The sequence below is a fragment of the Pseudomonas sp. GX19020 genome, from assembly GCF_023371075.1.
Taxonomy (GTDB): domain Bacteria; phylum Pseudomonadota; class Alphaproteobacteria; order Rhodobacterales; family Rhodobacteraceae; genus Pseudogemmobacter.
Map to the genome: position 1 here is coordinate 198082 of NZ_JAMCCR010000004.1, position 16916 is coordinate 214997.

Below are 16916 nucleotides of genomic sequence, written 5' to 3' on the forward strand. Positions count from 1 at the left end.
CGTCATGTCTTTGTTACACAAATGCAGGATTGCCGTTACCGAACCCGCATATTCCGGCTGGCGAAGGCCGACTCGCCGGTCTGCACATCAGGAGTGATCCATGAACACCGTGAAACTCGCCGTCTCCGCCCTTGCGATGGCTGCTGCGGCTTCGGCCGCCTCTGCGCGCGACCAGATCCAGCTGTCGGGCTCGTCCACCGTTCTGCCCTATGCCACCATCGTCGCCGAGGCTTTCGGTGAGAATTTCGACCACCCGACCCCGGTTGTCGAAGGTGGTGGTTCGGGTGGCGGCCGCAAGAAACTCTGCGAAGGCGTTGGCGAAAACACCATCGATATCGCGAATTCGTCCTCGCGCATTTCGCAGTCGGATATCGACCTCTGCGCCAAAAACGGCGTGGCCGAGATCCTCGAAGTCCGCATCGGCTATGACGGCATCGTCTTTGCCTCGGCCGTGGACGGTCCGGAATTCGCTTTCGAGCCGGCTGACTGGTATAATGCGCTCGCCGCTCAGGTTGCCAAAGACGGCGCTCTGGTGGCCAACCCGAACAAAGCCTGGGCCGATGTGAAGGCCGATTTCCCGGCGCAAAACATCCTCGCCATGATCCCGGGCACCAAGCACGGCACCCGCGAAGTGTTCGACGTGAAAGTTCTGGAAGTCGGCTGCAAGGCCACCGGCGCCTATGACCTGTTCTTCGCCGCTGCCGAAGGCGACGACGATGCGAAGAAAAAAGCCGCTGTTTCGGGCTGCCACGCCCTGCGCACCGATGGCGTTTCGGTCGATATCGACGGCGACTATACCGAGACCCTCGCCCGCATCGACGCCGATAAGAACGCCATCGGCGTCTTCGGCCTGAGCTTCTACCAGAACAACACCGACAAACTGCGCGTCGCCACCATCGACGGTATCGTGCCTTCGGTGGAAACCATCGCGGCCGGCGAATACCCGATCTCGCGCCCGCTCTATATCTACGTCAAGAAAGCCCATTTCGGCGTGGTGCCTGGCCTGAAGGATTTCGTCCAGTTCTTCGTCTCGGATGAAGTGGCTGGCCCGGATGGCCCGCTCGCCGCTTACGGCCTCGTCTCGGATCCGGAACTGGCTGCGACCCAGGCTATGGTCGAGGCAGAAACCCCGATGGGCCCGCTGAACTGATCCCTGCCGGGACTGGTGACTTCACGAAAGACGAAAGGCGTCCGGAGAATATCCGGACGCCTTTTTCTGTCTTTCTGACGGTGCAAGGCGGCGCGGCCGCCCCCTCCCCCCGGGGCTGTGCGGATCAGAAGGAAGCCTGCTGTTCTTCCTGGCTTCTATCTTCCACCCGGAAGGGTCAGACCGGGATATTGTCGATCAGGCGCACGCCGTCGAGCCAGGCGGCGGCGAGCATCCGGCGCGGGCGTTTCGGGTCATCCGAGGGCATCAGTGTGCCTGCATCGCGCAATTCGATATATTCCACCCGCTCGAACCCGGCATTGCGCATGGTTTCAGCCGCTTCGCGGATCGCCATACGGTCGCTCTGGCCGTCACGGATTTCGTCGGCGGCGCGGCTGATCGCGGCATATAGCACAGGTGCAATGTTGCGGCCCGCCCCGGTCAGCTGGCGGTTGCGTGAGGACATGGCGAGGCCATCCGCTTCGCGCACCGTCTCGCAGCCGACGATCTGCACCGGCAGGTTGAGATCGGCCACCAGCCGCGTCACCACCTGCAATTGCTGCCAGTCCTTCTGACCGAAATAGCCGCGCTGCGCCTCGGTCATACCAAGAAGCTTGGTTACCACCGTCGCCACACCGTCGAAATGGCCCGGGCGCATACGTCCCTCAAGCGGCTCTGACACACCACCGACCGAGACCGTGGTGATGAAGCCATCGGGATAGACCTCATTGACATCCGGCGCGAAGACCACATCCACCGGCACCGATTTCAAAAGCGCCGCATCGGCGTCCAGCGTGCGGGGGTAGCGGCTCAGATCGTCAGGATTGTTGAACTGGCGCGGGTTGACGAAGATCGTGGTGATCACGCGCTCGCATTCCAGCCGCGCCCGCCGCGCAAGCGAAAGATGGCCCTCATGCAAAGCGCCCATCGTTGGCACCACGCCGGTCATATCGCCAGCCGCCCGCCAGGCCCGCACACGTTGGCGCAGCTCGGCTACAGTATGAATGATTTCAGTCATTTGGAGGTTTTTGGTCCTGGCATAGTGTCAGCAAAGGAATGGTCAGGGCCAGGAAAGGCGCGTGCGCGCACCTCGGCGGCATAGGTCGCGATGGCCTGATCGGCAGCCTCGCCCAGATTGCCATAGCGCTTGACGAATTTCGGGCGGAATTCGGTAAAAAGCCCCAGCATATCATCGACCACCAGAACCTGGCCGTCACAATCGACGCCCGCACCGATCCCGATGGTCGGGATCGCAAGAGCCCCGGTGATCTGCGCCGCGAGCCCTGCGGGCACCTTTTCCAGCACCACCGAATAGGCGCCCGCCGCCTCGACGGCCCGGGCGTCGGCCATCACCTTCTCGGCCTCACCGTCACGCCCGACGACCTTATAGCCGCCCAGCGTATTCACCGATTGCGGCGTCAGCCCGATATGCGCCATCACCGGCACGCCGCGCGCGGTCAGGAACGCAATCGTTTCCGCCATATGCGCGCCGCCTTCAAGCTTGACCGAGGTCGCACCGGTCTCGGCCATCAGCCGACCCGCATTGCGAAAGGCCTGGGCCGGGCTTTCCTCATAAGACCCGAAGGGCATATCGATCACCACCATGGCCTTTGACGCGCCCCGGACCACGGCGCGACCATGCAGGATCATCATCTCCATCGTCACGCCAATGGTCGAGGGCAGTCCGTGGATCACCATGCCAAGGCTGTCACCCACCAGGATCACATCGCAATGTGGATCAACCAGCCGTGCAACCGGCGTCGTATAGGCGGTGAGGGTGACAATCGGCGCCCCCCCTTTCATGGCCCTGATATCGGGCGGCAGAACCGCCCTGGCGGAGGAAGTGGCGCTCATGGGCGATGCAGGTCCCGGGCTTCGTTAACAGATTGCGCGGCATAAGGGCATAGCGCTGCAACTTGTGCAAGAATTAAGCGCCGCAGTGCAGCACCTGGCTTTTGCCCCTCCGGCTGCCCCCTCTTGACGCCGTGGCGCCTCCCGGCGCCAATGGGCCAAACCGGTTTGCGCCAGGGCTTACGCCCTGTGCAGCCCCTTTCAGCCACGGAGCAATTGATGACCCATCCCCTGATCCTGCGCGTCACCCGTGACGGCATCACGCCCGAAACGGACCGCCCTTCGCCCGAAAAGGTGATCGCGGGCGATCCGGTCCATACGACCTGGAGCCTTGAGGAAAAAGAGGGGCTTTATTCCGGCCTCTGGCAGGCGACCAAAGGCAAGTGGAAGGTCTCTTATGACGAATGGGAATATGTCTATATCCATGAGGGCCATTCGGTGGTGACCGACCAGAATGGCGCTGAGACCCATCTGAAAGCGGGCGACAGTTTCATCATCCGCCCCGGTTATGCCGGTACCTGGGAAGTGATCGAGACCACGCTCAAAGATTATGTGATCGTCGCCTGAACACCGCCTGAGGCCCCGAAAGGACCCGGTCGATGCCCCGAAACCGAGGCGCAATGATCAGGGGAAAGCCGCGATCACGGCAGACGCAAACCCCCTTCACATGAAAAAACCGCGCCATGTTCTGGCGCGGTTTTCATCAGGTCAGGGCGAAGGTGCTCAGCCAGCGGTGGCTTCGGTCTCTGGCAGCGGGCAATCCTCGGGCGCGATCTTCTTGCGCTTGCATTGCTTCAGGCGCTTTGCCTCGGCCTTTTCAGCCGCCACGCGGGCATCGGCCTCGGCTTTGGCGATGGCCGCCTCATCCGCCGCCTTTTTCGCGATATTCGCCTCGGTCTCCGGTACGGCACGGCCAAAGGCGTCATCCATATAGGGGCCCTCAAGCGCGACACTCTCGGCCTCGCTGCGGACCTTCACATGGGTGCCATTGCCGGCGCGGGTGTAGAGATCCATCACATCCTGGTTGTAAAGACGGATGCAGCCCGCGCTGGTCGCCAGCCCGACCGAGGCATTGTCGATGGTGCCATGGATGCGGAACATGGTGTCACGGCCGCCGCGATAAAGGTAAAGCGCGCGCGAACCCAGCGGGTTTTCAAGGCCTCCCGGCAGACCGCCGGCATATTCCGCGTAAAGATCGGGGCGGGTGCGGATCATATTGGCGGTCGGCGTCCAGGACGGCCATTCCGCCTTGCGCCCGATATAGCCATTGCCACGGAACGAGGTGCCCTCGCGGCCCACCGCGATGGCATAGCGCACCGCGCGCCCGTCGGGCAGCACCCAGTAGAGCTTGCGCGAATAGACATCGACCACGATCGAGCCGGGCGCATCATCGCCGTTATAGGCCACCTCTGCGCGGCGATGGTCCTCCATCAGATATTTCGGCGCAACGGCCGGAATATGGATCTTGCCGTCATCCACGGCCTCGTAGCCGGCGACCACGCCCGGCGTCTCTGCGATATGAGGTTTCGCGCCACAGGCAGCAAGGGCGGAAAGGGCAAGCACGGCAACAAGGCGGGGCAGTGTGAAAATCACGAAGGTCATCCCGGTGTGGTGAAAACGACTCAGGACGGCCGCCGCCGTCCCGCATAGAGTCCATGCGCCACGCCCTCTGCGCCACGTCAAGTCCCGAAGGGCCGCGCGCGTCGATTCAGGTGCCAGACGGGCCAATGCACGGGTTAAGTGTTGCGACTGTGGCAACAAATCAGACATCGCCCCGGGGCGGGCTTCATCCGGTCCGGACCGGGTGGTACAGGCGCAGGCACTGGATCAATGGCAGAAATGCGGGCAGTCTGCGCCTGGAACAGGGCAGAGCAGGCGATGCGGAAGGGATGCGGCAGATGCGGCCAGGACCAGGAAATCTGATCACCGATGTCGCGGGGTTTCGGGTCGGCAATGCCTCGGATCCGGTGCTGCGTTCGGGTGTTACCGTCCTGACGGCTGACCGCCCCTTCACGGCGGCGGTACATGTGATGGGCGGCGCCCCGGGCAGCCGCGAGACCGATCTTCTGGCGCCCGACAGGCTGGTGAACGAGGTGGATGCGCTGGTGCTGTCCGGCGGGTCGGCCTTTGGTCTTGACGCCTGTTCCGGCGTGATGGCGGGGCTGCGCGCGATGGGCCGTGGCTATGCGGTGGGCGACCAGCGGGTGCCGATCGTGCCGGGTGCCATCCTCTTCGACCTGCTCAATGGCGGCGACAAAGCCTGGGCCAAAGAGGCGGTGACCAGCCCCTACCCTGCCCTGGGTCGTGCCGCACTGGAGGCGGCGGCGGTGGATTTCACGCTCGGCAGCGTCGGGGCCGGCACCGGGGCAATGACCGGCACGCTGAAGGGCGGACTTGGCTCGGCCTCGGCCCTGCTGCCCTCGGGGATCACGGTCGGCGCACTGGTCGCGGTCAATGCGCTTGGTCAGGTGACGGCGGGCGATGGCCCCTGGTTTCTCGCAGCCCCGTTCGAAGAGGGGGCCGAATTCGGCGGCCTCGGGCCGGCCCCCGCGCTGCCCGCAGCGGCAGCCCCCCTGCCAATGAAGCGGATGGGCGAGGCCACCACCATCGCCATTGTCGCCACCGACGCCATATTGACCAAAGCCGAGGCGCATCGGGTCGCGGTGGCGGCACATGATGGCATGGCGCGGGCGATCTGCCCGTCGCACACATTGATCGACGGAGATCTGGTCTTCGCAGCCGCGAGCGGCGCACGGGTCTTGCATGATCCGCTGACCGATCTGTTCCAGATCGGCCATGCGGCGGCAGTCTGCCTGTCGCGCGCCATTGCCCGCGCGGTCTGGCTCGCCAGCCCTCAGCGCGGCGATCTGCAACCCTGCTGGTCTGAACGGTTCGGTCGAAAGGGCTAGCCGCGTCGGGGCAGATGCTTCAGCCCCAGCGGCCCAGCGCCTCTTCATCACTGTCTCTGGCGGCAACCCATTCGGCGCCCCCGGCTGTGAAGGCCTTTTTCCAGAACGGCGCGCGCGATTTGAGATAATCCATCAGGAACTCCGCCGCCTCGAAAGCCTCACGACGATGCAGGGCGGCGGTGGCGACCATCATGATCGCCTCGCCGGGAACCAGCCGCCCGAAACGGTGGATCACCAGTGTCGCGGTAAGCGACCAGCGGCGCGCGGCCTCTTCGGCAATGGCCTGGATCGCAACGGCGGTCATCGCAGGATAATGTTCGATTTCAAGTGCTTCGAGCATACCGCCCTCATCGCGCACGATGCCGGAAAAGCTGACCACCGCACCGGCCGGACCAGCGGCAGAGGAAAAGCGGTTCAGCTCTGCCCCCTGGTCAAACGCCGCAGCCTGCACCCGGATCTGTGGCGCGTTCACCGCTCAGCCCCCGGTCATTGGCGGGAAGAATGCCACTTCCCGCACCCCTGCAAGCGGGGCTTCAAAATCCGCAAGTTCCTGATCAAGTGCTACCCGCAGGCTGGTCAGATCGGCAAAGGCCAGAGCATAGGCCTCGCCGCGCAGCGCCAGCTCCTGCACGAGATCGGCGACCGTTGCCGCCCCGGTCTCGACCCTCTCGCGCGGCAGACCGATCTTTTCGCGCAGCCAGGCGAAATAGAGGATCTCGATCATGGATCATCCCGCAGATATGGTCTTGATTTCGCGAAATATTCCCAGCCGGTAAAGGCGGTGAGGATGGCCGCGATCCAGATCAGCACAAGGCCGACGGAATTGGCATAAGAAGCGCAGTTTTGGGTGACGCAGGCCCGGATAGGATCGGCCGTACCGGCACGGACAGCGTCGACATATTGCTCGACCGTCATGCCGCGCGCCGCGATTCCGTTTACGTAATCGAGCCCGGTCCCAAGGAAAAGCGCTGCAATCGCAACCATTTGCGCGGTGGTTTTCCATTTGGCGAGCTGCGTCACACGCAGCGTGCCGGCTTTTGCCCCAATAAATTCGCGAAGCCCCGAGACAAAAACCTCACGGAAGAGGATCACGGTGGCGGGCAGGATCAGCCAGGGGTTCATGCCGTTATAGCCGGTCAGAACCATGATCGCGATCACCACCATGGCCTTATCGGCAATCGGATCCAGCATGGCCCCGAATTTGGATTCCTGTTTCCACAACCGCGCAAGATAGCCGTCGAAATAGTCGGTCACCGCCGCGCCGATGAAAAGCGCGAGCGCAAGCCAGTCGGCCCAAGGCCTGTGGAAATAGAGAAACAACACAGCTACGCCGGGAGCCGCGAGCAGCCGCATGAAAGTGAGGGTATTTGGGATCGTCCAGCGCATGCCGCCATTCGTAGCCGAGGCTTCGGCCTCTGGAAAGGGGGACAAAGGATTTGACAAAGACCTGGCCCGACAGGGTGACCTTTATACCGCTGTCGACCGCCTGTTATCGCATACAGGCCAGACCTCTTTGCCGGCCGCCCGTTAGGAACAGGAGAAATGCGTCGTATTTTTCCGGATGCAGGCCGAAGCCGCTTTCTGATCCGGGTGAATCTGCGGCAGCTGAAATCCGCCCACCGGGTCTGACCTGTACATAACGGTTACCTCCTGCTGCCGGACGGTACCAGCACCAGTCTGGTGCCCGTGATGGCTGGCGTCAGCTGCGGCAGAGGCCTTGCCTTCTCACTGCCTCACCATTTCGACGCGGGCGGGATCTGGCGCGGCCCGCTGTCAGCCAGGTGATCCCGATGTCGCCAGAGACTCCACAAAAGCCTCCGCTTTCAGAAAGCCCTTCCTGCTGCCGGGAAACGGACAGATATCCCCTCGCCGGTTCCCTCAGCTCGCAGCCAGGGTCTTGCTGCGCTCAGGCGCGCGCAGCAGGGTCAGCGCCTGATCAATCGCGGCAGAGCGATCCATCAATGCCTTCAGGCTTTCCGAGACCGACGCCTGCACCTCGTCAATACGATCAATTGTGGCAGTCAGCGCGGTCTGGCTGTCCTGGGTCTTGCGGCTTTCCACCCGGGCCAGAATGCGGATCGTATCAAGGCCCAGGATCATCCGCCTGAGATCCATACTGGCCTCATTGAGGATCCCCGCCAGCTTGCCGGCCTCTTTCAGGGAAACCTGGGCCGTGGTACGGGAATCGCGGATCACCCCTTCCAGAACCTTGCCTTCGACCCGTCGCTCTTCGCCGTCTTTTTCGCGTTCAACCCTTTCGCCATTATTGTAGATCTCGACCAGCTCGCCCTGGAGCCGCGACGTGCCGGCAAGGATCAGGCTACGGCGCACGGCGCTGGCCATCTGTCCGCAAAGATTGCCCTTGCCCGACACGAATTCCGAAAGCCGGCGAGAGATCTCTTCCGAGGAGTTCTTGTAATTCACCGAAATCTGGCTGATCGGCCCGCCCTGGGGTTCCAGCCGGGCCGCAACCAGCCGCATATTCACCGGCAGCAGCACCAGATCGGAAAACTGCGACACCAGCCGCGCCTGTTCCGATAGTGTCTCGACAAGCAGGTTCAGGAGCGAGGCCAGCGTTTCGGTGCTGCGATCCACCGGCCGTTTCAGCTGCATATCCCGCGACCGGATTTCTGTCGCCAGCGCCTGGGCCGCAAAGGCATCATAGCTGGGGAACCCCAGCTCTGCGAGCCGGGCCAGCAGGATCTGCGACGAGGCCTCGGGCGTCAGTCCCTCGCTTTGTTCGCGCTCGCGCAAACCGGCATATTCCGACCGGATCTTTTCAAAAATCGGGCTTGAGGGGCGTAACCTCACCGAAAAGAACCCCCCTTCGCAGGGCATTGCAGCCGCGAGGACCCAGTAATAGCCGCCATCCGCCTTGCGGTTTTTGACATAGCCGACCGCAGGCTCGCCCGCTTTCAGCATCTGCCAGAACAGGTAGAAGAACCCTTTCGGCATATCGGGATGGCGAATAACCCGGTGCGGCGCCCCGATCAGATCGGCCCAGGGGATCCCGGCCATGCGTCGGAACACGGAATTCCCCGACCGGATCAGCCCGCGCGGACAGGTGCGCGAATAGATCAGTTCGGAAAAGGCGAACTCAGCCTCACAATTATCGGTCAGCTCGGTCGGGCGGGTCACATCGGCACCTGTCGATCAGAATCACCCTATGTTGCCGCCAGAGGTTTAAGGACTCCTTGCCAGCCGCCTCAGCCGCTTTCGCCCTCGCGCCGGCCCGGTCCCATACCCATACCACCGCCCCCCATGCCACCGCCGCCGCCCATACCGCCGCCACCTCCACCAGAGCCGCCGCCATCTCCGCCGCGCCCCCCGGATTTACCCGCCGCAGCGCCGCCCCGTGTCGGACCCTGAGCCGGGATCACCACATCCCCCGGCACCGGCTCCAGATCCAGCGCCGCGCGGATATAGGCGCGCAGGGAAATGACCAGCTCCGCCGTCGGCACCGGCCGCCCTGCCGCCATATCGGCCGCGGCCGCAGCTGCAAGCCGCACCTGTTCCTTTGTCCCGAGCAGGATGATGTCCGAAAGCGCCGCCTCGACCGCATCGCGCACCACCCATGTCCGTTCCAGCCGGCTGGCTGAAGAGTTGATCACTTCTGCCTCGGCGCCCTCGGCTTCCAGCCGGGCCCGCAGGTCACGCAAATGGGTCGGATCGACCGTCAGCGTGCCCGTGAATGATCCGCCCAGCACCTTGTAGGCCGCGATCAGCACTTTCAGCCGCTCATTGATCTGACGGTTCATCCGCTGCTGACGCTGCTGAATCGTCAGCATCATGACAATGCGGATCCCCACACCGATCAGCGTAACCAGCAGCAAACTGGCAACCGTCGCCAGCAATGTCTGCCATGAGGTGAAATCCAGAAACCGCATATTGCCCCCTGCTGCCTGAAGCTCCGCTCATTTTCTGCCAGAAAGTATCCCGCGGGGATCCGGGGGAGCGAAGCCCCCGGCGTCAGGCCCCTACTCGCGATGGAAGAAATTATAGACCGTCTCGGCCATCGCCTCGGAAATCCCCTCGACCGCCATCAGATCCGGCAGGGCGGCCCGGCTGACCGCCCTGGCCGAGCCGAAATGCGCCAGCAGGGCGCGTTTGCGCGCCGCCCCTACACCCGGGATCTCGTCGAGCGGCGTTGCACTGACCACTTTCGCGCGTTTCGCCCGATGCGCGCCATTGGCCCAGCGATGCGCTTCATCACGCAGGCGCTGGATGAAATAAAGTACCGGGTCATTGCGTTGCAGCGCGAAGGGACGCTGGCCCTTGCGGTGGAATTCTTCCTTGCCGTGATCGCGGTCAATGCCCTTCGCGACCCCGATCACCTGCATATCCTCGATCCCGAGATCGGCAAGGATCTCTTCGACCGCCGAAATCTGCCCGGCACCGCCGTCGATCAGCAGGAGATCCGGCCAGGCATCGGACTGGCGGTCCGGGTCTTCGCGCACCAGCCGTTCAAACCGCCGCGTCATCACCTCTCGCATCATGCCGAAATCGTCACCGGCCGCGCCCGCCTCGCCCTTGATATTGAACTTGCGATATTGCGATTTCAGAAAGCCCTCCGGCCCCGCCACCACCATACCGCCAATCGGATGCGCGCCCTGGATATGGGCGTTGTCATAGATTTCGATGCGGTCGGGCGGGCCTTCCAGCCCGAATGCCTCTGCCAGACCGTCAAGCAACCGCCGTTGCGTCGCCGATTCCGACATCCGCCGCGCAAGGCTTTCACGGGCATTCCTCGCGGCATTCTCGACCAGTTCGGCCTTCTCGCCCCGCTGCGGCACCGCAAGTTCGACCTTATGGCCGGCGCGCTCGCTCAGCGCCGCGCTGACCAGGTCCGGGTCGTCCGGCGCATGTGACAGCAACACGAGGCGCGGTGGTTCCTTATTGTCGTAAAACTGCGTCAGGAAGGCCTCGAGGATCTCGGCCTCCTCGGCCCCCGAGCCGGTTTTCGGGTAGAAATCCTGATTGCCCCAGGACTGATTCGCGCGGATGAAAAACACCTGCACACAGGCCTGGCCGTGATCGAGATGCAGCGCCACGATATCCGCCTCAGAGACCGTGCGCGGATTGATCCCCTGCGAAGACTGCACCGCCGTCAGCGCCTGGATCCGGTCGCGCAAAGCCGCTGCACGTTCGAATTCCAGCTCGTCCGAGGCTTTTTGCATCTGCCCCGCCAGTTCGGCCTGGATGGTCGAGGATTTCCCCGAAAGGAACCGCCCGGCATCCTGCACCAGCGCGTCATATTCCGCCTCTGACACCTTGCCCACGCAGGGCGCGGCACAGCGTTTGATCTGATATTGCAGGCAGGGCCGCGTCCGGCTGGCGAAAATGCTGTCGGTACAGTTCCGCAGCAGGAACACTTTCTGCAACTGGTTCAGGGTCCGGTTCACCGCGCCCGCGCTCGCAAACGGCCCGAAATAGCTGCCCTTTTCCTTCCGCGCGCCGCGGTGCTTTTTCAGCTGCGGGAAATCATGCGCGCCACCGATCAGGATATAGGGGAACGACTTGTCGTCCCGCATCAGCACATTGTAGCGTGGCTTCAGCTGCTTGATCAGGTTCTGTTCCAGCAGCAATGCCTCGACCTCGGTGCGGGTCGTCAGGAACATCATCGAATGCGTTTCCGCGATCATGCGCTGGATACGGTTCGAATTGCCGGTCGGGCGCGCATAATTCGACACCCGCGCTTTCAGATTACGCGCCTTGCCGACGTAAAGCACCTCGGAGGCGGCATTGAGCATGCGGTACACCCCCGGGCTGCCGTCAAGCAGCCGCAGATAGTCCTGGATCACCTCATATCCGCTGCGTGTCGCTGTGCTCATGGCCTGCCCCGTGGCGCATCCGCTGACATATCCGCTGCCGTCAAAAGACAAATGCAGAAGGTCACGATTCTGCCTCCGCGCTGCAATGAACCAGAGCCAGGAGCAAGAGGGAAGAAGTCCACCGTTTCTGTGGATAAGTATGAGGAGAAACTTTCGTGAAGCCGAAATTTTCCTTGTTTTCGGCAGGCCTCACCGGTTTGCCTAATTTTTGGGCATTTTCATAAAGCATTGAAAAACAGGAGAATATTTTCTCACTTACGACAAGGCGTTGAGAAATCAGGCCTTTTCGTAACAGGCTTGTGAAGCGAGGGGCGAAAGTGGACAAGTTAACGCCCCTGACCCGGCCGGAACGCACCCTGACCCCGGGCGCCGAAGTGCTGACCGGCATCGACCGCGATCATCTGGCCGGTCACGGCAGGGCTCTCGGTCAGGTAGCCAAGCGCGGAAGTGATGTCGTCCAGACCGACACCGCGCTGCAAAATCGTGCCGCTGCGTTCAGCGCCATAATCGGCCTCGGACTGGCTCTCTGCGATCAGGGTCGGCCCCGGCCCGATGGCATTGACGCGGATATCGGGCGCAAGCTCCTGCGCCGCCGTTTGCGTCAGCGCCCAGAGGCCCATCTTGGCAATCGTATAGGTCGAGAAATCCGGTCCGGGCGCCAGAACGCGCTGGTCGATCATATTGACCACCATCCCCTGCGCCAGCCGCTCGCCCATAGTATCGGTCAGCGCAGGCGGGCATTGGCGGGCAAAGCCCTGGATCAGCAGATAGGGCGCGCGCAGGTTCGATCCGATATGGCGATCCCAGCTGTCGCGTGTGGCAGAGCGGATCGTGTCCGGCTCGAATATCGAGGCATTATTCACCAGAAGTGTCAGCGGCCCAAGCGCGGCTACTGCCTGCGGGATCAGCGCCTCGCAGGCGGCCTCATCCAGCAGATCGGCCTTTAAGGCCACCGCGCGCCGGCCAAGCGCGGTGATCCCGGCCACCACCTCCTCCGCCGCCGTCCCGGATTTCTGGTAATGCACCGCCACATCCCAGCCGCGACCGGCCAGGTACAGCGCCATCGCACGGCCAAGCCTGCGACCGGCCCCGGTGACCAGCGCCGTCTTCACTTCTTCCCCTTGCGGCAGTCACAGGGCGAGCGCCCCAGCAACGGCCGGCCACAATGCCCGCATTTTGCGGCCTTTGCCGGGCGCCCGCGCAGCATTCGCGCATCGGGGAACAGGATCTTGCCGATCATCCCGACAAGAGCCATGGCGCAGAGAAAAACGAGGATGATTTTCCACACCATGTCAGAGCCCGTAACGTGCAAACATCGCTCGCTCCTCTGCGGCAGCCAGCGCCGCCTCGCCAAGGTTGAGGCCGAAACGGCTGAGCAGCCCGCGTTTGCGGGTGGTCACCGGCAGCAGGCGGACCTTGTCGCCGTAAATCTCGCGCAGCTTCGGTTTCAGATGCGCAACGCCATCGACAAGGCCCAGATCCACCGCCTGCTGGCCCAGCCAGATATCAGCGTTGAAGAGATCGGCCCCGGCCTCCAGCCTGGCGCCGCGCCGCGCCTTCACATGCGCGATGAAATTCTCGTGCAGCGGCGTCAGCAGCGCGCGGATGCGGGCGACATCCTCCTCGCTCTGGGGCCGGAACGGGTCGGCGAAGCTCTTCGACGTGCCGGCCGTATGGACCCGGCGTTCGATCCCGTGGCGGGCGATCAGATCGGTCAGGCCAAAGCCCGCCATGATCACCCCGATAGAGCCGATGATCGAGCTTGCATCGACCCAGATATCATCGGCGGCGGTCGCCAGCCAATAGCCGCCCGAAGCCGCCACATCCTCGACAAAGGCATGGACGGGGATCTTCTTTTCATCGGCGAGCCGCCGGATCCGCGTCGCGATCAGGCTTGATTGCACCGGCGAGCCGCCGGGCGAATTGATCGCCAGCGCCACAGCCGCAGGTTTGCCGCGCCAAAAGGCGCGCTCGATTGCCAGAGCAAGGCCGGCATCATTCAGCGCCCTGCCCCCCTGGCCGATCTGGCCCTCAAGACGGATCACCGGAACCAGCGGCGGCTTTTTCAGAAAGGGGATGAACTTTCGCATGAACCAGAGCTAAGGCCTCTGCCCCTTCGCGGCAAGTCCCCCACCGCCTGCGCATGGCTTTGCGCCCCTTTGCGCTGCGGGCTTTGCGCGGTCCGGTGCTGTCAGATGTCAACCTGCGGTATCCAGGCCGCAATTATGCACATCATTCAGCGCGTCAGACGGGTCTTTCAGGGCCACATAGCTTGAAGCAAAGCCCCGATCCGGCTAATCAGAAGTCCAGCCAGAGGATATCATGCGCATTCTGATCACCAATGACGACGGCATCAACGCCCAGGGGCTTGAAGTGCTGTACGAGATCGCAACCGAAATCGCCGGACCGGGCGGTGAGGTCTGGACTGTCGCCCCCGCTTTCGAGCAATCGGGCGTCGGCCATTGCATCAGCTATAACAAGCCCATGGCCATCGCAAAACTCGGCCATCGCCGCTATGCGGCCGAGGGCAGCCCCGCCGATTGCGTGCTGGCCGCGATCTATGATGTGCTTCAGGGCGCAAAACCCGATCTGGTGCTGTCGGGCGTGAACCGCGGCAATAACTCGGCCGAGAATGTGCTTTATTCCGGCACTATCGGCGCCGCGATGGAAGGCGCGCTGCAGGGCATTCCCGCCGTTGCGCTGTCGCAATATATGGGGCCCGAGACGGATGGCCTGTCTGACCAGTTCGAAAGCGCGCGCGTTCATGGCGCCGGGATCATCCGCCGCCTGCTGGAAAATGGCATCTGGACCGAAGATGATTACCGCATCTTCTATAATGTGAATTTCCCGCCGCTGCCCGCAGCTCAGACCAGGCCCCTGCGCGTGGCCGCCCAGGGCTTCCGCCGCGATACGTCTTTCTCGGCCGAAGGTCAGGTCTCGCCCAATGGGCGCCGGTTCCTCTGGATCAAGGGCGGGCCGCAGCACAGCCCCACCCTTCCCGGAACCGATGCCGAGGTGAACCTTGCCGGTCATATCTCGGTCACGCCTTTGCGCGCCGATCTGACCGCCCATGACCTGCTCGCCGATCTGGCGGCGCGCCTCGGATGAGCGCATGGCAGCCGGAGGATACCGAGGACGAGGCCTCCGGCAGCCATGCCGAACGAAAAATGCGTTTTCTCTTTGCCTTGCGCTCGCATGGGGTGACCGACAGCCGCGTGCTCTCGGCCATGGAAAAGGTGGATCGCGGCCGCTTTGTGAAAGGCGTCTTTGCCGCGCGCGCCTATGATGACATGCCGCTGCCGATCTCTTGCGGCCAGACGATCTCGCAGCCCTCGGTGGTGGGGCTGATGACCCAGGCCCTCCAGGTCGGCCCTCGCGATACCGTGCTCGAAATCGGCACCGGCTCGGGCTACCAGGCCGCGATCCTGTCTTCGCTGGCGCGAAGGGTCTATACGGTCGACCGCTGGCGACGCCTCTCGCGCGAGGCGCAGGAGATTTTCGCATCCATGGGCCTGACCAATGTGACGGCGCTGGCGCGGGACGGGTCTTTCGGCCTGCCCGATCAGGCGCCATTCGACCGCATTCTTGTGACGGCCGCCGCCGAAGACCCGCCGGGACCGCTGCTCGCGCAGCTGAAACCCGGGGGCATCATGGTGCTGCCGGTCGGGCAATCCGATACGGTGCAGCAGCTGATCCGGGTGAAACGGCTGCCAAATGGCTTTGATTACGAGGAACTTCGCCCGGTGCGGTTTGTCCCTCTGGTCGAAGGGCTCGGGAATGAGTAGAATCCCCTGAAACAGGCAGAACCGGGGGCAAATCCCGGAAGAATGAGGCGAAAAGGCAAAAGGCGGAGCAGATGACCCAGATTTCCCATGATCCCGTGAGGCGCAGCGTTTTGCCAGGCCAAGGCAGGGGACGGTCGAGGCTGGGGCTGGTTCTCATGTCCTGTGCCACGCTGGCGCTGACAGGCTGCGTGAACAACAATAATTTCGACTGGGATCTGCGCGGCGGCCCCGGCGGGACTTCGGAAGAGGCGCGCCAGGCGACAGCTTCGCGCCCGGTACCCGATGGCAATGGCGTACTGTCATATCCTGGCTATCAGATGGCCCAGGCGCGCCGCGGCGAAACGGTCGCCAGCATGTCCTCGCGGCTGGGGCTGAGTGCAACCGATGTGGCGCGCACCAACTCGCTGCAGATCAACGATCCGCTGCGCGAGGGCGAGCTTTTGCTGCTCCCCGGCCGGGTCGCCGCGGCGCCGCAACCGATGGTCGCAACTGCCCCAGTCGATATCACCGCAGGCGCAACGGCGGCGCTTGACCGGGTGGAAAGCTCGGCCCTGCCGCCTCCCGCCAGCACGAAACCGGCGGCCGTGACCACGCCGGGCGGCGGCAAAGAACCGACCCGCCACACGGTGAAACGCGGCGAGACCGCCTTCATCATCGCGCGCGCCTATAATGTTTCGGCGAAATCGCTGGCAGAATGGAACGGGCTGGGATCGGATATGGCGATCCGCGAAGGTCAGACGCTGATCATCCCGGTCGCAACCGGCGCCGCCCCGAATCCCGAGCCGAAACCCTCAGCCCCGGGCTCTGGCAGCGCGACCCCGGTGCCGCCCTCGGCCTCGAAACCCCTGCCCGATGAGAAGACGACGCCGACCGGCACGAAGCCCGCTGGCACTCCTTCCTCACCCGATATGGGGGCAAGCCGCACCGGCGCTTCGGCCTCGCGCATGACGATGCCGGCCTCGGGCAGCATCGTCAAAGGCTATGACCGAAAATCGAACCAGGGCATCAATATCGGCGCGGCAGCCGGCTCGGCGGTCAAGGCCGCAGATGGCGGCACAGTGGCCGCGATCACCCGCGATACCGAACAGGTGCAGATCGTGGTGATCCGGCATTCGAACGGGCTGATGACGGTCTATGCCGGGGTCGACCAGCTGAAGGTGAAAAAGGGCGACTCTGTCAGCCGCGGACAACAGATCGGTGTGGTGCGTTCGGGCAACCCGTCCTTCCTGCATTTCGAGGTCCGCAAGGGCGTCGACAGCCTGGATCCGATGCCCTATCTCCAGTGACACCTGCGGAAGGGGGCGCTGCCCCCGTCTGCTGACGCAGCCCCCCCGGGATATTTAAAGACAGATGAAAAGACGAAGAGCGGATTTCATCTGTCTCTTAAATATCC

18 protein-coding genes are annotated in these 16916 nt (G+C 63.4%); 6 read left to right on the forward strand and 12 right to left on the reverse strand.

Features of this window, described 5'->3' with window-relative positions:
• Positions 1–100: 100 nt before the first annotated feature.
• Positions 101–1150: a substrate-binding domain-containing protein gene (locus tag M3484_RS09955; RefSeq protein ID WP_092896363.1), complete on the forward strand. Its 1050-nt coding sequence runs from the start codon at positions 101–103 to the stop codon at positions 1148–1150.
• A 175-nt stretch (positions 1151–1325) separates the two neighbouring features.
• Here M3484_RS09955 and panC read toward each other — a convergent pair whose 3' ends face one another.
• Entirely contained in the window at positions 1326–2165 is an 840-nt protein-coding gene (gene panC / locus M3484_RS09960; RefSeq protein WP_249496746.1) for a pantoate--beta-alanine ligase, read from the reverse strand.
• Positions 2162–3001: a 3-methyl-2-oxobutanoate hydroxymethyltransferase gene (panB, locus tag M3484_RS09965; RefSeq protein WP_092896359.1), complete on the reverse strand. Its 840-nt coding sequence runs from the start codon at positions 2999–3001 to the stop codon at positions 2162–2164. The genes panC and panB overlap by 4 nt, the downstream gene beginning before the upstream one ends.
• Positions 3002–3217: 216 nt before the next feature.
• Here panB and M3484_RS09970 point away from each other — a divergent pair, with 216 nt between their 5' ends.
• Positions 3218–3565 (forward strand): cupin domain-containing protein, encoded by a 348-nt coding sequence (locus M3484_RS09970; RefSeq protein ID WP_092896357.1) that lies wholly within the window; start codon positions 3218–3220, stop codon positions 3563–3565.
• A 156-nt stretch (positions 3566–3721) separates the two neighbouring features.
• Here M3484_RS09970 and M3484_RS09975 read toward each other — a convergent pair whose 3' ends face one another.
• Positions 3722–4591: a L,D-transpeptidase gene (locus M3484_RS09975; protein ID WP_249496747.1), complete on the reverse strand. Its 870-nt coding sequence runs from the start codon at positions 4589–4591 to the stop codon at positions 3722–3724.
• Positions 4592–4896: 305 nt separating this feature from the next.
• On the opposite strand from M3484_RS09975, the gene M3484_RS09980 reads away from it, so the two are divergent.
• Complete coding sequence (locus tag M3484_RS09980; RefSeq protein WP_249496748.1) at positions 4897–5907, forward strand: P1 family peptidase; 1011 nt, start codon at positions 4897–4899, stop codon at positions 5905–5907.
• Positions 5908–5926: 19 nt separating this feature from the next.
• On the opposite strand, the gene M3484_RS09985 is transcribed toward M3484_RS09980, so the two are convergent.
• From M3484_RS09985 to M3484_RS10025, 9 genes are all read right to left on the reverse strand, one after another.
• On the reverse strand, positions 5927–6379 hold the full coding sequence (locus M3484_RS09985; protein ID WP_249496749.1) for a molybdenum cofactor biosynthesis protein MoaE: 453 nt from the start codon (positions 6377–6379) through the stop codon (positions 5927–5929).
• Positions 6380–6382: 3 nt separating this feature from the next.
• Positions 6383–6631, reverse strand: a complete 249-nt coding sequence (gene moaD / locus M3484_RS09990) for a molybdopterin converting factor subunit 1 (protein WP_092896353.1) — start codon at positions 6629–6631, stop codon at positions 6383–6385.
• On the reverse strand, positions 6628–7293 hold the full coding sequence (gene pgsA / locus M3484_RS09995) for a CDP-diacylglycerol--glycerol-3-phosphate 3-phosphatidyltransferase (protein ID WP_092896351.1): 666 nt from the start codon (positions 7291–7293) through the stop codon (positions 6628–6630). The genes moaD and pgsA overlap by 4 nt, the downstream gene beginning before the upstream one ends.
• 492 nt (positions 7294–7785) lie before the next feature.
• Positions 7786–9045, reverse strand: a complete 1260-nt coding sequence (locus M3484_RS10000; protein WP_249496750.1) for a PAS domain-containing protein — start codon at positions 9043–9045, stop codon at positions 7786–7788.
• 68 nt (positions 9046–9113) lie between these two features.
• Complete coding sequence (locus M3484_RS10005; RefSeq protein ID WP_249496751.1) at positions 9114–9794, reverse strand: hypothetical protein; 681 nt, start codon at positions 9792–9794, stop codon at positions 9114–9116.
• Positions 9795–9884: 90 nt separating this feature from the next.
• Positions 9885–11738, reverse strand: coding sequence for an excinuclease ABC subunit UvrC (uvrC, locus tag M3484_RS10010; RefSeq protein ID WP_249496752.1), 1854 nt, complete (start codon positions 11736–11738; stop codon positions 9885–9887).
• A 326-nt stretch (positions 11739–12064) separates the two neighbouring features.
• Positions 12065–12850 carry an SDR family oxidoreductase gene (locus M3484_RS10015; protein ID WP_249496753.1) on the reverse strand — a complete coding sequence of 262 codons (786 nt, stop codon included), beginning with the start codon at positions 12848–12850 and terminating at the stop codon, positions 12065–12067.
• Complete coding sequence (locus M3484_RS10020; protein WP_249496754.1) at positions 12847–13029, reverse strand: hypothetical protein; 183 nt, start codon at positions 13027–13029, stop codon at positions 12847–12849. Before M3484_RS10020 ends, M3484_RS10015 begins: the two co-directional genes overlap by 4 nt.
• Position 13030: 1 nt before the next feature.
• Positions 13031–13828 (reverse strand): S49 family peptidase, encoded by a 798-nt coding sequence (locus M3484_RS10025; protein ID WP_249496755.1) that lies wholly within the window; start codon positions 13826–13828, stop codon positions 13031–13033.
• 232 nt (positions 13829–14060) lie between these two features.
• Here M3484_RS10025 and surE point away from each other — a divergent pair, with 232 nt between their 5' ends.
• The 3 genes from surE (at position 14061) to M3484_RS10040 (ending at position 16809) form a co-directional block, all read left to right on the forward strand.
• Positions 14061–14846, forward strand: a complete 786-nt coding sequence (gene surE, locus M3484_RS10030; RefSeq protein ID WP_092896337.1) for a 5'/3'-nucleotidase SurE — start codon at positions 14061–14063, stop codon at positions 14844–14846.
• Positions 14843–15523, forward strand: a complete 681-nt coding sequence (locus M3484_RS10035) for a protein-L-isoaspartate(D-aspartate) O-methyltransferase (RefSeq protein ID WP_249496756.1) — start codon at positions 14843–14845, stop codon at positions 15521–15523. The genes surE and M3484_RS10035 overlap by 4 nt, the downstream gene beginning before the upstream one ends.
• A 71-nt stretch (positions 15524–15594) precedes the next feature.
• Positions 15595–16809, forward strand: coding sequence for a peptidoglycan DD-metalloendopeptidase family protein (locus tag M3484_RS10040; protein ID WP_249496757.1), 1215 nt, complete (start codon positions 15595–15597; stop codon positions 16807–16809).
• Positions 16810–16916 lie beyond the last annotated feature (107 nt).

Coding starts and splice junctions, on each gene's coding strand:
- uvrC (WP_249496752.1), bottom strand. CDS start 11,738: ATGAGCACAGCGACACGCAGCGGATATGAGGTGATCCAGGACTATCTG.
- M3484_RS09980 (WP_249496748.1), top strand. CDS start 4,897: ATGCGGCCAGGACCAGGAAATCTGATCACCGATGTCGCGGGGTTTCGG.
- moaD (WP_092896353.1), bottom strand. CDS start 6,631: ATGATCGAGATCCTCTATTTCGCCTGGCTGCGCGAAAAGATCGGTCTG.
- pgsA (WP_092896351.1), bottom strand. CDS start 7,293: ATGCGCTGGACGATCCCAAATACCCTCACTTTCATGCGGCTGCTCGCG.
- M3484_RS09970 (WP_092896357.1), top strand. CDS start 3,218: ATGACCCATCCCCTGATCCTGCGCGTCACCCGTGACGGCATCACGCCC.
- M3484_RS10040 (WP_249496757.1), top strand. CDS start 15,595: ATGACCCAGATTTCCCATGATCCCGTGAGGCGCAGCGTTTTGCCAGGC.
- M3484_RS10025 (WP_249496755.1), bottom strand. CDS start 13,828: ATGCGAAAGTTCATCCCCTTTCTGAAAAAGCCGCCGCTGGTTCCGGTG.
- M3484_RS10035 (WP_249496756.1), top strand. CDS start 14,843: ATGAGCGCATGGCAGCCGGAGGATACCGAGGACGAGGCCTCCGGCAGC.
- M3484_RS10005 (WP_249496751.1), bottom strand. CDS start 9,794: ATGCGGTTTCTGGATTTCACCTCATGGCAGACATTGCTGGCGACGGTT.
- surE (WP_092896337.1), top strand. CDS start 14,061: ATGCGCATTCTGATCACCAATGACGACGGCATCAACGCCCAGGGGCTT.
- panB (WP_092896359.1), bottom strand. CDS start 3,001: ATGAGCGCCACTTCCTCCGCCAGGGCGGTTCTGCCGCCCGATATCAGG.
- M3484_RS10020 (WP_249496754.1), bottom strand. CDS start 13,029: ATGGTGTGGAAAATCATCCTCGTTTTTCTCTGCGCCATGGCTCTTGTC.
- panC (WP_249496746.1), bottom strand. CDS start 2,165: ATGACTGAAATCATTCATACTGTAGCCGAGCTGCGCCAACGTGTGCGG.
- M3484_RS09955 (WP_092896363.1), top strand. CDS start 101: ATGAACACCGTGAAACTCGCCGTCTCCGCCCTTGCGATGGCTGCTGCG.